At 65.9% G+C, this 15492-nt stretch carries 11 protein-coding genes and 1 riboswitch; of the genes, 9 read left to right on the forward strand and 2 right to left on the reverse strand.

Annotated elements, in window-relative coordinates:
• Nucleotides 1-128: 128 nt before the first annotated feature.
• Nucleotides 129-226, forward strand: a riboswitch (glycine riboswitch).
• Nucleotides 227-644: 418 nt separating this feature from the next.
• Nucleotides 645-2129 (forward strand): D-serine/D-alanine/glycine transporter, encoded by a 1485-nt coding sequence (gene cycA / locus ACFY5D_RS13480; RefSeq protein WP_387531050.1) that lies wholly within the window; start codon nucleotides 645-647, stop codon nucleotides 2127-2129.
• A 311-nt stretch (nucleotides 2130-2440) separates the two neighbouring features.
• Here cycA and ACFY5D_RS13485 read toward each other — a convergent pair whose 3' ends face one another.
• On the reverse strand, nucleotides 2441-2815 hold the full coding sequence (locus tag ACFY5D_RS13485) for a PH domain-containing protein (protein ID WP_387530512.1): 375 nt from the start codon (nucleotides 2813-2815) through the stop codon (nucleotides 2441-2443).
• A gap of 557 nt (nucleotides 2816-3372) precedes the next feature.
• On the opposite strand from ACFY5D_RS13485, the gene ACFY5D_RS13490 reads away from it, so the two are divergent.
• The 8 genes from ACFY5D_RS13490 to ACFY5D_RS13525 all read left to right on the forward strand — a co-directional run bounded on the left by ACFY5D_RS13490 (nucleotide 3373) and on the right by ACFY5D_RS13525 (nucleotide 13713).
• Nucleotides 3373-4899 (forward strand): helix-turn-helix domain-containing protein, encoded by a 1527-nt coding sequence (locus ACFY5D_RS13490; RefSeq protein ID WP_387531052.1) that lies wholly within the window; start codon nucleotides 3373-3375, stop codon nucleotides 4897-4899.
• Nucleotides 4900-5022: 123 nt separating this feature from the next.
• Nucleotides 5023-5919 (forward strand): universal stress protein, encoded by an 897-nt coding sequence (locus tag ACFY5D_RS13495; protein WP_387530514.1) that lies wholly within the window; start codon nucleotides 5023-5025, stop codon nucleotides 5917-5919.
• A gap of 18 nt (nucleotides 5920-5937) precedes the next feature.
• Complete coding sequence (locus ACFY5D_RS13500; RefSeq protein WP_387530517.1) at nucleotides 5938-7446, forward strand: PLP-dependent aminotransferase family protein; 1509 nt, start codon at nucleotides 5938-5940, stop codon at nucleotides 7444-7446.
• A 193-nt stretch (nucleotides 7447-7639) separates the two neighbouring features.
• Entirely contained in the window at nucleotides 7640-8821 is a 1182-nt protein-coding gene (gene alr, locus ACFY5D_RS13505; protein ID WP_387530519.1) for an alanine racemase, read from the forward strand.
• Nucleotides 8822-8981: 160 nt separating this feature from the next.
• Entirely contained in the window at nucleotides 8982-10373 is a 1392-nt protein-coding gene (locus ACFY5D_RS13510) for an aspartate aminotransferase family protein (protein WP_387530522.1), read from the forward strand.
• A gap of 26 nt (nucleotides 10374-10399) precedes the next feature.
• Nucleotides 10400-11413, forward strand: a complete 1014-nt coding sequence (gene pta, locus ACFY5D_RS13515) for a phosphate acetyltransferase (protein WP_387530525.1) — start codon at nucleotides 10400-10402, stop codon at nucleotides 11411-11413.
• 75 nt (nucleotides 11414-11488) lie between these two features.
• Nucleotides 11489-13039 carry an APC family permease gene (locus tag ACFY5D_RS13520; RefSeq protein WP_387530528.1) on the forward strand — a complete coding sequence of 517 codons (1551 nt, stop codon included), beginning with the start codon at nucleotides 11489-11491 and terminating at the stop codon, nucleotides 13037-13039.
• 281 nt (nucleotides 13040-13320) lie between these two features.
• Nucleotides 13321-13713, forward strand: coding sequence for a hypothetical protein (locus tag ACFY5D_RS13525; protein WP_387530531.1), 393 nt, complete (start codon nucleotides 13321-13323; stop codon nucleotides 13711-13713).
• 50 nt (nucleotides 13714-13763) lie between these two features.
• Here ACFY5D_RS13525 and ACFY5D_RS13530 read toward each other — a convergent pair whose 3' ends face one another.
• Nucleotides 13764-15491, reverse strand: a complete 1728-nt coding sequence (locus ACFY5D_RS13530; protein ID WP_387530533.1) for a cobalt chelatase — start codon at nucleotides 15489-15491, stop codon at nucleotides 13764-13766.
• Nucleotide 15492: the final 1 nt, after the last annotated feature.

Below are 15492 nucleotides of genomic sequence, written 5' to 3' on the forward strand. Positions count from 1 at the left end.
CCAGTGCAATGCATTTCGTTCCATGTCAGCGGAGTGCCGTTCGGCTCCTGCTACACAATATGCGTCTCGAGTTGCGCCATGTGCCCACTGAGCGTAAATTGTGACTGCAGTCACAAACAAATCGCTGTCGACACGTGGCGGGAGAGACCCGTTCGAGCCATGGACGGGCGCCGTAGGAGCAATTCCTCCCCAGGAAACTCTCAGGCCCCCGTACCGCCACGAAGAGGCGAATCTGGAAAGCAGCACGGTGGAATCCGTGCTCACCGAAGGAGCAAGTCCCACCCAATGCGGGTTGGGATGGAAACTCTCAGGTAAGTAAACAGATTGGGGAGGATCCAAGAACAGCGCGGCATCGTCCGCGCGCGATTCGGGAGTTCCTCCAAGATGCTACCCACCCAAGCCAATGCCCGGTTGACCATCGGCGCGCCCGCCATCCTGCTCCGAGATCCCGCTCTGCTGGATCCGGAGTTTGCTGCGCGCCCCGCCCTGGGTCTCTCCTGCAAGCGCAACGGCATGGGAATGGTTGCCTCGGAGAACAACGCGGCGGACTCGATTCAGAACCCAGCCCCCCGTCGGCGACCACCGCTAGGGAATCGTCCATGGCACGCCACCGAAGCACCAGCACCCACCTGGAAGGCAGCAGCATGAGCAACAACAGTTCCACGCCCCACCTCGAGCGAGGGCTCTCCAACCGCCACATCCAACTGATCGCGATCGGCGGGGCCATTGGCACCGGCCTGTTCATGGGCTCGGGCAAGACCATCTCGGTCGCCGGACCCTCGGTGATCTTCGTTTACATGATCATCGGCTTCATGCTCTTCTTCGTGATGCGCGCGATGGGCGAGTTGCTGTTGAGCAACACCAACTACAAGAACTTCTCCGACTTCGCCGGGGACATTCTTGGCCCGTGGGCGGCATTCTTCACCGGCTGGACCTACTGGTTCTGCTGGGTGGTAACCGGCATCGCCGACGTCGTGGCGATCTCCCACTATGTGGCGTACTGGTGGAAGGACTTGCCGCTGTGGATCCCGGCCGTGGCCTGCATCCTGTTGCTGGTGGCACTTAACCTGCCGAGCGTGAAGAACTTCGGCGAAACCGAGTTCTGGTTCGCCTTGGTCAAGATCGTCGCCATCGGCGCGCTGATCGTCATCGGCCTGGTCATGGTCATCACGGGCTTCGAACACAACGGCGTCACGGCCTCCTTCACGAACCTCTGGAGCGACGGCGGGATGTTCCCGACGGGTTTCATGGGCTTCGTCGCCGGCTTCCAGATCGCGGTGTTCGCGTTCGTCGGCATCGAGCTGGTCGGCACCACCGCAGCCGAGACCAAGGACCCGGAGAAGACCCTGCCGCGTGCCATCAACTCCATCCCGGTCCGCATCCTCTTCTTCTACGTGGGTGCGTTGGTCATCCTCATGGCCGTCCAGCCGTGGAACCTTTTCAGCGCCGAGGAATCCCCGTTCGTGGCCATGTTTGCTCTGGCGGGTCTGGCCGGTGCCGCCGGCATCGTGAACTTCGTGGTGCTCACCTCGGCAACCTCCAGCGCAAACTCCGGTATCTACTCGACTTCCCGCATGGTCCACGGACTGGCCGAGGAGGGCGACGCCCCCAAGGCCTTCGCGAAGCTCTCCCGGACCAAGGTTCCGCGCAACGCGCTGCTGTTCTCCTGCATGTTCCTGCTTGCCGGAGTGGCGCTGCTCTACGCCGAGGGTTCGGTGGCGGAGGCCTTCACCCTGGTCACCACGGTCTCGGCGCTGTGCTTCATGTTCGTCTGGTCGATCATCCTGATCAGCTACCTGGTATACCGCAAGCGTCGCCCGCAGCTGCACGCGGACAGCAAGTTCAAGATGCCCGGCGGAACGTTCATGCCATACGTGGTCCTGGCCTTCTTCGGCTTCATCCTCTGGGCGCTCACCACACAGGCCGACACCTTGATGGCCCTGCTCTTCACCCCGATTTGGTTCGTTGCACTGGGCATCGGGTACATGCTGCTTCGCCGCCGCCCGCAGCACGCAGCGTTGCGTGCCCTGCACGAGGCAAAGGTCATTGAGGAGCGCAAGAGCGCCGCTGCGTTCAACGCCGGCCATGGTGTCGAGGAGCCGAAGCTCCGGGAGCCGGTCTCGAAGTAGCCGCCAGCACGAACCAACGAGGCAAGACGTCGGGCCGCACCCAAAAGGGTGCGGCCCGACGTCTTGCCTCCAGAAACTCCATCATGATCTTCTCGGGCATCCTCATAACCGCGGTGCTGCTGTTGGTACGGCGTCAGCCACTGCGATCCTTTGCGGCTGGCTGCGGCGGCAGGGCTGCGGGTCTTCACGTGGAACGCCCTGAGGTTCGAGCGCGGACACGACGGGAATGCCGGTACGTCTTTGAACTGGAGAATTACTTCTCCGAGAACAAAGCTCGGGGGACTGCTTCCGTCAGGCCGTGACCTGGCGCGTCAGAGGACGTAGGAGGCGATGAGCTGCGAGAGCGCGCGGACATCGACCCTTCCCTTGAATTCGAGGCGCACCTTGCCCAAGCCGCTGAACCACAGGTCCAGCTCGGCGTCGAGGTCAAAGGTTCCGGCGGTCTCCACGGAGAACGACTGGACCTTTGAGTAGGGCAACGACGTGTAGTCGCGCTTCTTGCCGGTCATGCCCTGGACATTCACCGCGATGAGCCGCTTGTTCGTGAAGACCACGTAGTCACGCACGCCCTTGAACGCCGCGAGTAGCTCTTCGCCCTGCACGAAGAGGGGAATGATTTCGCCTGCAACGTCACCGGGGTTGCACGGGTTGAGCTTGAAGACGGAGGAATTGTTGAAATCGATCATGTCACGAGCTTATCGAGCTGGGGCGACAACCTTGTCTGGGAGGGGCCCCGCTTGGTCTCGCAACCGATGCCCGTCACCAAGTCGGTAAGTGCCGGTTTATCAAGCTGGTCATGATTCGATCCGTTCAGCGTCTCAGTACCCGCCTAAGGAAACCGCGGATCCCGCTTCTGGATCCTAGGTGGCCCTCGAGCTCCCACGGATCCGCCGCGGCGTCTGGCAGTCGGCCGTCTTCGCCGTAAAGCACGTGTCCGGTTCCCGGGCCTGGATTTTGGGCGCCGGCCAGGTTTGGAAGACCGGGGCTGGACGCCGATCCATGCAGTGCCGCGGGACCCATCCGGGAGATGTGTCCTGAGGGATTTTCTGTGCGGGAATGGGTGTTTTTCATGCTAATCACCGGTCCTTCGTGCCGTACCTCAATTCTAGATTCGCGAGCCAGAGCGGAGCATTGAATCCGGCTGGCAGTTTCGGGCCGGGGCGGGCGGAACGCGGTTTCCTTTCCCGAAAGCGCATACGAAACACTTCTGCGAACGAGAAATGGTGTCACATGATGGAAAGTAATTTGCTTCTTCGCGTACCCTGAAAAAGTGAGCACCCCCACATGGAACCGACCTTCAGGACCGCAGAAGTCCGCGCTGTCGGTCGAGGACGCCGAAGAGCTGGACGTCATCTCCCTTGGGCGACGGATTCGCCACCTGCGCAAGGCCAAGTCGATGACATTGGACGATCTCTCAGAGGCTGTCGGAACGGCACCCAGCCAGCTGTCCTTGATGGAGAACGGCAAGCGCGAACCCAAGCTCAGCATGCTCAAAACGCTGGCCGGCATCTTCGGGGTCGGGCTGGACGAATTGCTGGGGGCCGAACCGCCGACCAAGCGTGCGGCACTGGAGATCGAACTCGAGCGCGCCCAGCGCGGGCCGCTCTACCAGTCGCTCGGGCTGCCCAAGGTGCGCATTTCCTCCCGGCTGCCCATGGACGTGCTCGAATCCCTGGTCGGGTTGCAGGGTGAACTTGAGCGACGGCTCAATGAGCAGTCCGCAACGCCGGAGGAGGCCCGCCGCGCCAACGTGGAGCTTCGCGGGGAAATGCGCGAGCGCAACAACTACTACCCGGAGATCGAAAAGGAAGCGGCCAAGGTGCTCAAGGCCATCGGTCACGCCTCCGGCCCGCTGTCGCACCACCAGATCACCGATATCGCCACGCACCTGGGTTTCTCGTTGCACAACGTCTCGGATCTGCCGCACTCCACCCGGTCGGTGACCGACCTCAAGAACATGCGCGTCTACCTGACCCAGTCCCAGCGCTCCGAGCATTCGACGCGTTCGGTGCTGCTGCAGGCCTTCGGCCACCGCGTCCTGGGTCATGAGGCGCCGCAGGACTACTCCGATTTCCTGCGCCAGCGCGTTGCGACCAACTATTTCGCGGCTTCGTTGATGATGCCGGAAAAGGCAACCGTCGACTTCCTGCAAAAGGCCAAGAGTGCCCGCGAACTGGCGGTTGAGGACATCCGCGATGCCTTCTCCGTTTCCTATGAAACGGCCGCGCACAGGTTCACCAACCTGGCGACCGAGCACCTCGGTATTTCCGTGCACTTCCAGAAGGTCCACGAGTCGGGCATCATCCACAAGGCCTACGAAAACGACGGCGTCAACTTCCCCATGGACCACATCGGGGCCATCGAGGGACAGTCCGTGTGCAGGTACTGGACCAGCCGCGAAGTCTTTGACGTGGCGGACCAGTTCAGCGCCTACAACCAGTACACCGACACCACCGCGGGCACTTTCTGGTGCACCGCGCGCACCGAGCGCTCCACCGCCGGAAAGTTCTCACTGAGCATCGGCGTCCCCTATGTGCACGTGAAATGGTTCAGGGGCCGCGACACCACCGAGCGCTCCAGCTCGACCTGCCCGGACGAGTCATGTTGCCGCCGTCCGCCGCTGGACCTGCAGAAGGAATGGGCCGGCTACGCCTGGCCGAGCGCCAGGGCGCAAACCCACCTGCTCGCGGCGATGCCGCAGGGTGCCTTTCCCGGCGTGGACGAAACCGAGGTCTATTCATTCCTTTCCGCCCACGCCCAGGAGCGCTAGTGCCCCACGTCACATGAGTGGCGCCGTTCGTGTATAGCCTTGGAAGACTGATAGGTATGGTGGGCGGCTCGTTTCGCCCGGTCGGAAAACGGCAAGCCACTTTCCCCAAGAAAGGCCCACGGAATGAAGTATGTAGTCGGGTGCACCGAGGACAAGCGCGGGCGTGAAGCAATTTCCCTGGCGCTTGTCCTTGCCAAGTCATTGGCTGCCCCGGTGCATGCCGAAATCGAGCTTGTCCACATCATTCGCGGGGCCTCGCCCGGGGACGCACTTTCCGGCCCCGAGCGCGTCTACCAGGACTTCCAGCTGCAGTCCGCGCAGAAGTGGATGGACCGCGCATTGGCGCTGATCCCCTCCACGATGACGGCGCGAACGCACATCAGGTTCGCGGATTCGATGGCCGAGGGACTCCTCGGGACGGTGGCCGAGTTCAAGGCGGACCTGGTGGTCGTCGGGGCGGCCAGCACCGGCCCTTTCCGGCGTTTCACCGTGGGAAGCACCGCCAACGCCCTACTGCATTCTTCTCCCGTGCCGGTGGCCCTGGCGCCCTCCGGGTACCTTCCGCCGCGGGAAATCACCCGCATCACCTGCGCGCTGGGCACCCGCACCGGCGCGGAATCCGTGCTGGAGGTCGCAGTGGATTCCGCGGCAATCCGCCACGTGCCATTGCGGCTGATATCCCTGGTGGCCCTGGATTCCGACGCCCACAGGGGCAGGGGCGCGGATTGGGCGCGGACCCACGCGCGGCAGGCGCTGGACCGGGCCGTCGAAGGCGTGGCAAGCCGGACCGTCGTGACCGCGGATGTCGCCCAGGGGCGGTCCATCGAGACGGCGATCGAGGGCCTCGACTGGGACGAGTCCGAGATCGTCATGATCGGCTCCAGCCGCCTGGCGGCCCGAAGCCGGATTCTCCTGGGTTCCACGGCCAACAAGATGCTTCGGGCACTGCCCGTGCCCATGGTGGTTGTTCCCCGATTCCACGTGCCGGTGCCGGCTGCCGCCAGCCTGGCCCACATCTAGGCCGGCGCGAAAATACACATGACACCCGACTCCCAGCACTTCCCTCCTGCCTTCTACGCGGAGGTCAAGGCCCCCATCGCCGTTTCCTCCGACTCCGCCGGCCCCCTGTACCGGCAGCTCCGCCAGGCGTTGGAACACCAGATCCTCTCCGGCAGCCTGGTTCCCAACCTGCCGCTGCCCTCCTCCCGGGAACTGTCCCGCGAACTGGGGCTGTCGAGGAACACGGTAAACGCCGCCTACCAGGAGCTCCTGGCCTCCGGCATGATCGAATCCCATTCCCGGCGCGGCTACTTCATCAACACCCAAATGATCGGCAAGCGCCAACCCAGCGGGGAGGCGGCACCGGCGGCCGGCTCGGCGGTGGACTGGTCGCGGCACATCCGCCCGCGGCTTGACGAGGACATGCCGGAAATCACCAAGGTGCGGGACTGGGCCAGCTACCCCTACCCGTTTGTGGCGGGCCAGGTCGACGAGCGCGACTTCCCCCGTTTGGGCTGGTCGCGTGCGTTGCGCGACTCGCTGGATCCGCCGCACCTCTTCTATTCGCTGCGCGACTCGGTGGACGAGGACGACCCCTACCTGGTGGAGACGCTGTGCAAGCGGGTGCTGCCCACGCGCGGAATCCACGCGAATCCCGAAAACATCCTGATCACCGCGGGTTCGCAACAGGGCCTGGACCTGTTGGCGCAGACGATGATGGGCGCGGACACGTGCGTCGGGGTCGAGAACCCCGGATACGTCGACGCCAGGCACACCTTTGTCAGGGCGGGGGCGACGCTTCGCCCGCTGCCGGTGGACGACCACGGCCTGGTGCCGCCGGAACACCTCGACGGGATCGACCTTCTCTACCTGACGCCCAGCCACCACAGCCCGACCAACGTCACGCTGTCGGGCGCGCGCCGACGGCAGATCCTTGCGCGCGCACGGAACGCCGGCGCGTTGGTCATCGAGGACGACTACGACAGCGAGTTCAGGTACCGCGGCAAGCCGACGCCGGCGTTGAAGGCGCTGCCCGACTCCGAACACGTGATCTACCTGGGTTCCTTCACCAAGTTCCTGGCCCCCGGCCTGCGCATGGGCTACATGGTCGCCGACGCCGAACTCATTGCCGAGCTGCGCAACCAGCGGCGGTACAAGATCCGCCACATTCCCGGCCACCCGCAGCGGGCCATGGCGCTGCTTATCGAATCCGGCCAGTACTACCGCACCATTTCCCGCCGCAGGACCCAGCTGCAGCGCAAGTGGCAGGTGCTCACCGAGGCGCTGGCGGAATTCGTGCCCTGGGAGATCCATTGCCCGCCGGGAGGCGTGAGCATCTGGGTCCGCGGCCCAGAGGGGCTGGACTGCGTCCAGCTGGCGGCCGAGGCGCTCAAGGCGGGCATCGTCATCGAGCGCGGGGACGTCTTCTTTGACGACCCGGACTCGAACCGGAACTACTTCCGCCTGGGTTTTGCCGCCATCAAGCTCGAGGCAATCCGGCCCGGCATCAGGGAACTGGGCCGCGTGCTGGCAGGCCTTTCCGCATAGGACGGGCGGGCGCGGAGCCTGGACCCGAATAATCGGGTCCCAACTGGGCCTGTGCCGCGACGTCCGAACTGGAGAACAGTTGTAACAGTGCGTGGAGTGCGGCCTGTTGCCACGCCCCTTTTCACTAATTGCGGTCGACAATCATCGACAACGAGCAAGCATCGACAACACGAAAATCGACAAAGGAGTCGTCATGAACCAGTCTGGACCAGTCCCCGGCACCATCGGTCGGCAGCGGGGTGCGGAAACCGCGCCGCTGCCCCAGCGTGCGGCGCTCATCGATGCCTCGGCCATCACCGCCAATGTCCGGGCGTTGCGCGGGGTTGCCTCCGGGGCCAAGCTGCTGGCGGTGCTCAAGGCCGACGGCTACGGCCACGGAATCGTCCAGGCCGCGCGGGCCGCGCTGGACGGGGGAGCGGACTACCTGGGGACCGCGGTCCTTGAGGAGGCCTTCGCCGTGCGCGGGGCCGGAATCACCGCCCCGCTCTTTTCATGGCTGGCGGCCCCGGGATCGCCCTACGCCGAGGCGATCGCGCTGGACATCGACCTTGCCGCCTACTCGGTGGACCAGCTGGAGGAAATCGCGGCAGCCGGCGAGGATGCCGGAAGGGTTCCGCGCATCCACCTGAAGATCGACACGGGAATGTGGCGGGGAGGATCCACCCTTGCGGACTGGCCCGGGCTGTGCGCCGCGGCGCTTCGGCTCGAGCGGGCGGGGAAGATCCGCGCGGTGGGCATCTGGTCCCACCTGGCCTGCGCCGACGAGCCCGACCACCCCTCGGTGGCGGCGCAGCTCGAGGTGTTCACCGAGGCCATCGGCATCGCCCGGGGCATGGGACTGGATCCGGAACTGTGCCACATCGCCAACTCCGCGGCGACGCTGGCCACCCCCGCGGCGCATTTCGACATGGTCCGCACCGGCATCGCCGTGTACGGGGTGAACCCGCTGCCCGAGGAGCTGCGCGGCGGTTCCCCGGCGCTGCGCCCTGCCATGACGCTCTGCGCGGCGATCGTGCAGACCAAGCGCGCGCCGGCCGGCGCCGGAATTTCCTACGGGCACACCGAACGGACCGAAACGGAAACGACGCTTGCCGTGGTGCCGCTCGGCTACGCGGACGGCGTCTTCCGCAGCGCCAGCTCGCTCGGGCCCGTGCAGGTCGCAGGGGGCCGCTACCGGGTGCTGGGCCGCGTCTGCATGGACCAGTTTGTCATCGACGTGGCCGACGACGACGTGGTTCCGGGCGACAGGGCCGTGCTGTTCGGTCCCGGGGACGACGGGGAACCGCACGTCGAGGCGTGGGCCGAGGCATCGGGAACCATCCCGTATGAGATTCTCACGCGGGTTGGGTCCAGGGTGCCCCGGATCTACCTGTAGGTAGGTATCTGGTACCTAAAAACCCGTGGCAAATTGGGTCTGGAAGGGGACCCAGGCAGGGGGCAGAGTGATATGCACCACACCGACTGATCGGGTTGGCGAGGACCCCGGCCCCGGCGGCCGGAGGGCCTGTCTGGAAAACTTTGAATGGAGGGGTCTCGTGACCAACTCAGATATCCGCAACCGTGCACAGCGGCATCTCTACCCACACTTCACTGCCGGTCAGGTGTGGAACGACCCGAACCTGCCGATCATCGTCAGGGGCGAGGGAAGCTACCTCTTCGACGAAGACGGCAACAAGTTCCTCGATGGCCTGGCCGGACTCTTCTGCGCCAACATCGGCCACGGTCGCCAGGACATCCCGAAGGCCGCGTACGAGCAGATGTCCAAGCTGGCCTACTGGACCAACTGGGGTTCGGCCCACCCGGCGGCCGTCGACGCGGCCACCGCGATCGCGGACCTTGCCCCCGGCGACCTGGACGTCGTGTTCTTCGTGAACTCCGGATCCGAGGCCGTCGAATCTGCCATCAAGTTCGCCCGCCAGTACCACCGCGGCGAGGGCCAGCCGGAGCGCACCAAGATCATCGCCCGCAACATGGCCTACCACGGCACCACCCTCGGCGCCCTGGCCGTCACCGGCATCCCGGCCTACAAGGAGGCCTTCGGCACCCTGATGCCGGGCGTCTTCCACGTGCCGAACACCCTGGGCGAGGTCATCCCGGAGGGCGGCACCGCGGCGGACCTCCCCTCGATCAAGGCCATCCGCGAGGTCATCGCCCGCGAGGGCGCGCACACCATCGCCGCGCTCTTCGCCGAGCCGGTGCAGAACTCCCGCGGCGCCCTGGTGCCGCCGGTGGGCTACTGGCAGGAACTGCGCTCGATCTGCGACGAGCACGGCATCCTGCTGATCGCCGACGAGGTCATCACCGGGTTCGGACGCCTGGGCGAGTGGTTTGGCAGCATCAAGTACGATGTGGTCCCCGACCTGATCACCTTTGCCAAGGGCTCCACCTCCGGCTACGCGCCGCTGGGCGGCGTGATCATCCGCAAGCCGCTGGCGGACGCCATGCTCGCCTCCCCGCTGGCCGGCATCTTTACCCACGGCGCGACCTGGGGCGGGCACCCGGTCTCCACCGCGGTGGCCGTCGCCAACCTCACGGCGCTGAAGGAAGAGAACGTCGTGGGCAACGTGCGCAGCCTCGAGCCGTACTTCCAGAACGGCCTAGACCGGATCGTTTCCGCGCACTCCAGCATCAAGGAGTACCGCGGAGCCGGATTCTTCTACGCCATTGAACTCACGGGCGACCGCGAGTCCGGCCGCGAGCTGAGCCCCGAGGAATCCAAGGCCCTGCTCACCCAGGTCATGCCGAAGGCCATGCGCGAGGTCAACCTCATCACCCGCCCGGACAACCGCGGTGCCACCATGCTGGTGCTCTCGCCGCCGCTGGTCGCGGACCAGGACGTGCTGGACGACCTGCTGACCAAGGTCGACCACGTGATGAGCGCGGCCGACAGCTTCCTCAAGGCCCCCGCGTCCTTGGCGTCGGTCTAAGGCACGGGGATAAGGAAATAATTCCGATGACCATTGCACCGGTGAGGCCCGCGGGCGTCGACGAAAACATGCTGGCACGCTTTCTTGCCGGCAGCGCGCACGGCGCCCGGGGCCGCATCGTGCTGGCCGACGGCGAAGACCGCCGGGCAGTGGAGGCTGCGGCCATCCTGAACGGGTTCGGGGTGGAAACCATTCTTGTCGGCGAGATCGATGAAGTGACGGCCATTGCACGGCAACACGGCATTGAACTCACCGCGGCCACCACCGTGATGGGGCCGGCGGAACTGCGCGACAGCCCCGCCGGCGCTCACGTGGCCAAGAAGTGCGAGGCGCTGGGTCCGGACAAGACCGCCGGCTGGATGGACGATCCGCTGTTCCTGGCCGTCGCCGCGGTCCCGGCCGGGATGGCCGACGCGGCGGTGGCCGGGGCAACCCGGCCCACGGCCGACGTGCTGCGCGCCGCCCTGCGGCTGGTGGGCACGGCACCGGGGGCCGGAACGGTTTCCTCGTCCTTCCTGATGCGGCTGGCCGACGGCCGCTATGTGGGATACGGCGACTGCGCGGTCATCCCCGAACCGGATGCCGGGCAGCTGGCGGACATCGCGGCCGCGACGGCCGGCACCTTCGCCACCCTCACCGGCGAGGAACCTGCCGTGGCCATGCTGTCCTTCTCCACCGCGGGTAGCGCCGAACACGAGACCATTTCAGCGGTACGTGAGGCAACGGCTCTGGCCCGCACCCGGCACCCGGATCTCAAGGTCGACGGCGAACTCCAATTCGACGCGGCCCTTCTCGAGTCCGTCGCCGCGTCCAAGGCCCCGCAGTCGACCGTGGCCGGACACGCCAACGTGTTCATCTTCCCCAACCTGGCGGCGGGCAACATCGGGTACAAGATCACCCAGCGCCTGGCCGGAGCGGAAGCATACGGCCCGATCCTGCAGGGATTGGCTGCACCCATCAACGACCTGTCCCGCGGAGCGTGTGTCGCGGACATCGTCAACGTTTCACTCATCAGCATGATGCAATCCCAGAAATCGTGACCCAGAACGGTTCCCCAAGGACCTGATATCACAAGCGACGGCACTGTCGCCGTCCCTTCGAGCAACGAGGTTTCAATGAAAACGACAACAGATAAGCCGGTGGCAACCCCCATGGCCACGAGCCTGTCCGGTGCCGGAGAAGACCAGCCCGAACGCATGGAAAAGACCCTCAAGGCCCGCTGGGTCTGGGCCATCGCCCTGGGTTCCGCCGTGGGTTGGGGTGCCTTCATCCTCCCCACCGACTGGCTGGCCATGGGCGGTCCCGCCGGAGCCATCTCGGGCTTCATGATCGGCGGCGCACTCATGGTGCTCATCGCCGTCAGCTACGGATTCCTCATCAAGTCTTTCCCGGTCTCCGGCGGCGAGCTGGCATTCGCACTGGTCGGCTTCGGGCGGACCCACGCCTTCTTCTGCGGTTGGTACCTGACCCTGGGCTACACCTGCATCGTGGCGCTGAACGCCTCGGCACTGGCGCTGCTCTTCAGGAAGCTCATGCCGGACGTGGTCCAGCAGGGCTACCTGTACTCGGTGGCCGGCTGGGACGTGTACCTGGTGGAGGTCCTCATCTCCATGGTGGCGCTGGCGGTCTTTGCCTACCTGAACATCCGCGGCACCGCGCTTTCGGGCCAGATCCAGTTCATTGCCTGCGTCATCATGCTCGTTGCCGTGGCCTGCATCCTGATGGCCGTCATTGCCAGCCCGCAGGTCGTCTTCTCCAACGCGATGCCGGCCTTCCCCAAGGGCGTGAACCCGATTGCGGCCATTGCGGCAATCGTGGCCATCGCCCCCTGGGCCTTCATCGGCTTCGACAACGTGCCGCAGGCCGCCGAGGAATTCGATTTCCCGCCGTCCAAGGCCATGCGGTTGATCGTCCTGGCGCTGCTCGCGGCCGCCCTGCTGTACGCGGCAATGCTCGCGGCCGTCGCCATGGCCGCGCCCTGGGAAGCGCTCGTTGCCGGTGAATCCGCATGGGGCACCGCCGACGCGCTGACCGGCGTGATGGGCGGAGCGGGCATGCTCTTGCTGACCATCGGCATCACCATGGGCGTCAGCACCGGCCTGAACGGCTTCTACGTCTCCGCCAGCCGCATCCTGCTGGGCATGGGCCGCGCGCAGATGGTCCCGAAGATGTTCGCCCGGCTGCACCCGAAGTACAAGACCCCGTACATCGGCATCATCTTCGTGGGCGCGGTCTGCCTAATCAGCCCGTGGTTCGGCCGCGCGGCACTGACCTGGGTGGTAGACATGTCGGCCGTCGGCGTGACCGTCGCCTACCTCTACACCTGCCTGTGCGCGTTCCGCCTCTTCCGCACCACCGGGGCCCCGGCCCGCGAGGGCACCCTGGAAGGCACGAACTCGACCTCCAAGAAGGTGCTTAGTGCGCTTGGCGCGGTGACGTCCCTGGTCTTCATGGGCCTGTTGCTGATCCCCGGTTCCCCGGGCGCGCTGGGCAAGGAATCCATGCTGGCACTGGCCGTCTGGTCGCTGCTGGGGGTCGTGTTCTTCCTGATGCGACGCAAGCACAACAGGACCCTGACCGACGAACAGGTCGACATCCTGGTGCTGGGAGCCCCGCGCCCCGAGGGCAGCGAGCTCAAGTCCGCGAGCCGCCGGGCAACGGTATAGGCCACCAGCCAAACCTGCGGTGTGGTGTGCCGGGACAGCGACAGGTGTCGCCGCCCCGGCACACCACGCGTTTTTGCGTTGGGGCGGCCGGATGCTTGCGCGGTGCACCGCAGGGGCGCTGCGGGAAGTCGACAGACCCCGGGCGGCTTGGGGTTTTTCGGCGGGAGGCGCTGTTAGGCTCTCACCACCACGCGCTACGGGTGCCATGGCTTCGGCTCGGGTCCCGAACAACGGCGGGGGTGGGCGCCGAATGTTCGGGCACGGGTGAAAGGGGTTCCACGATGGGGGCAGTTCCGGCGGTAATTGCGTTCCTGGCCCTTGCTTGTGGTGTGCTGCTTCCACGTGTTGACGGCCTGTACGTGCCGGGCCACGTGGCGGCCCTGGTGCTTGCGCTGGCCGTGCCCGCCGCACAGGGCAGGACGGAACGAAATCGGGGGCGTAGCCGTGCCGCCGGTGCCAGGCGGTTCCTGTTCCCCGGAATGATGGTCCTTGCGGTGCTTTCCGTCATTGCCAGTGCCATGTTGCTCGACATGGGCAGTATCGAGGGGGCCGCCGGCGACATCGGCGGGATGGGACTGTGGCTCCTGTCCACCGCGGGCCTGCTCGGGCTGTCGATTGCGGTGCTTGGCGCCGGGCAGCGACCTGCGGCGAAACCATCCACTCGCGACGCCTGACCGGTCAGGGGTCCGTGGCCGGAATCCGGCCCGGATCGGCAGTGGTCGGCTCAGCGAGCCAAGCGCAGTGATCGTTCCAGCAGCGCCAGCAAGTCGCGGACGGATTCCGAGCCGCCCAGACGTTCCTTGTCGAGGATCAGGTTGCGCCTGAAGTACGGGCTCATGTCCAGGCCCAGCCCCAGGCCGGCGATACCGATTTCCCCGGATGCCTCGATGCCCCGCACCACCTGGGTGAGGTCGTGCTGCAGGTAGTGTTCGTCGTTTGCGTTGGCCGTGGCCCCGTCGGCGGGGCTGCCGTCGGAGATGACGATGAGGATCTTGCGTTCCTCCTCGCGACCGGCCAACCGGGATGCGGCCCAGCGGACGGCCTCGCCGTCGACACCCTCCCGGTAAAGGGTTTGTTTCAGCATGGCGGCCAGGCCGTCGCGGCCGGTGCGCCATGAGGTTTCGGCGTCCTTGAAGACCAGGTGGTTCAGCTCGTTGAGGCGGCCGGGGTTTTCCGGTGCGCCGGAGCGTCGCCAGTCCTTCAGCGCCCGCCCGCCGTTCCACGCCCAGGTGGTGTATCCCAGAACCTCGCAGGGGACCTCGATGCGCTCGAGTGAGCGCACCAAGACGTCGAGGAAGGCGGCGAGCCCCTCGGCGTGTTGCTTCATGGAGCCCGAGCAGTCCACCAGGAATGAAAGCGTTGCGGCGGCCCTGGGTTCGAGTCGGCGGGTCTTGAAGAGCCGGCGTTCGACGGGGGAGGCCACCAATTGGGTCAGCCGGGAGCCGTCCAGCATTCCCTCCTCCGCGCCCGAGTCGAAGCCGGATTCCTCCGGCACGCAGAGCAGCGCCTGCAGGCGCTTGGCCAGTAGCTGCACGTTGACGGCTTCGGTGTGCACGCGTTCGGAGACGCGTTCACGGTATCCCTGCAGCAATTCCTTGCGCACCAGAGAGGCTGTCTGGAGTTCCTTGTCGTAGGCCCGGGTGAAAACGGTGTAGCCCTGAGCGGCTCCTGAGAGCGCGGCGCTGGTGCCGGATGCCGCGGTGCCGATTTCGGATGCCTCGTTCTCGACGTCCAACAGCAGGTCGAACGCCGATTCCTTGGCCTTCGCGTCTTTCGCCTTGGGCTTAGGTTTCTGCCGGGATTCCAGTGCCTCGACGTTCTGGGCCACCAATTCGGCAACCTCCAACGCGGCGGCGGCGAAGGCCCGCTGGTTGTCCCGGTGTCGGCGTAGGGGCGGAAGCAGGTGACCCAGCGAACCGGCGAGATTGGCCCGGGTGGATTCGATCATGTCCTCGGATTCCTCGACGACGGGTTCGCCGGTGATCCGTGAGCGGGTGACCTGGATGATCGTGTAGATGAGCATGCCGAGCGCGGTTTCGGTGAGGCCGGAGGCCAGGTATTCCTTGGACCAGGTTTCGTGGCGCAGGCGAAGGTTGGCGAGCACACCGGGAAGGTCGGCGAGGGATTCGCAGCGGAACTGCTCGAGGACCTCGAACACCAACCTGGCGCCGGGGGTATCGGGCATGGCGGCGCGGTGCATTGCCGCGTCCGAGTGCAGTACGCGCAGGGCCATGCCGTCGCTGGCGCCCCTGAACGATTCAAAGGACGAGGTCTCCGTCGGCGGGTAGAGGTGCGGCGCGTTCAGTGCCAGGATGTTTGCCCCGCGGTAGACGTGCCGGCCGAGCAGGTCCAGCCGGGGATCCCGGCCCAGGGCGCGCAGGCTGGCCGCACACAGCTGCCGGATTTCCTGGGTCCGGCGCTCGGAGGCAAGCTTCGCGCCCGCGGCACCCATG

The sequence above is a fragment of the Paeniglutamicibacter sp. NPDC012692 genome (assembly GCF_042901625.1).
Taxonomy (GTDB): domain Bacteria; phylum Actinomycetota; class Actinomycetes; order Actinomycetales; family Micrococcaceae; genus Paeniglutamicibacter.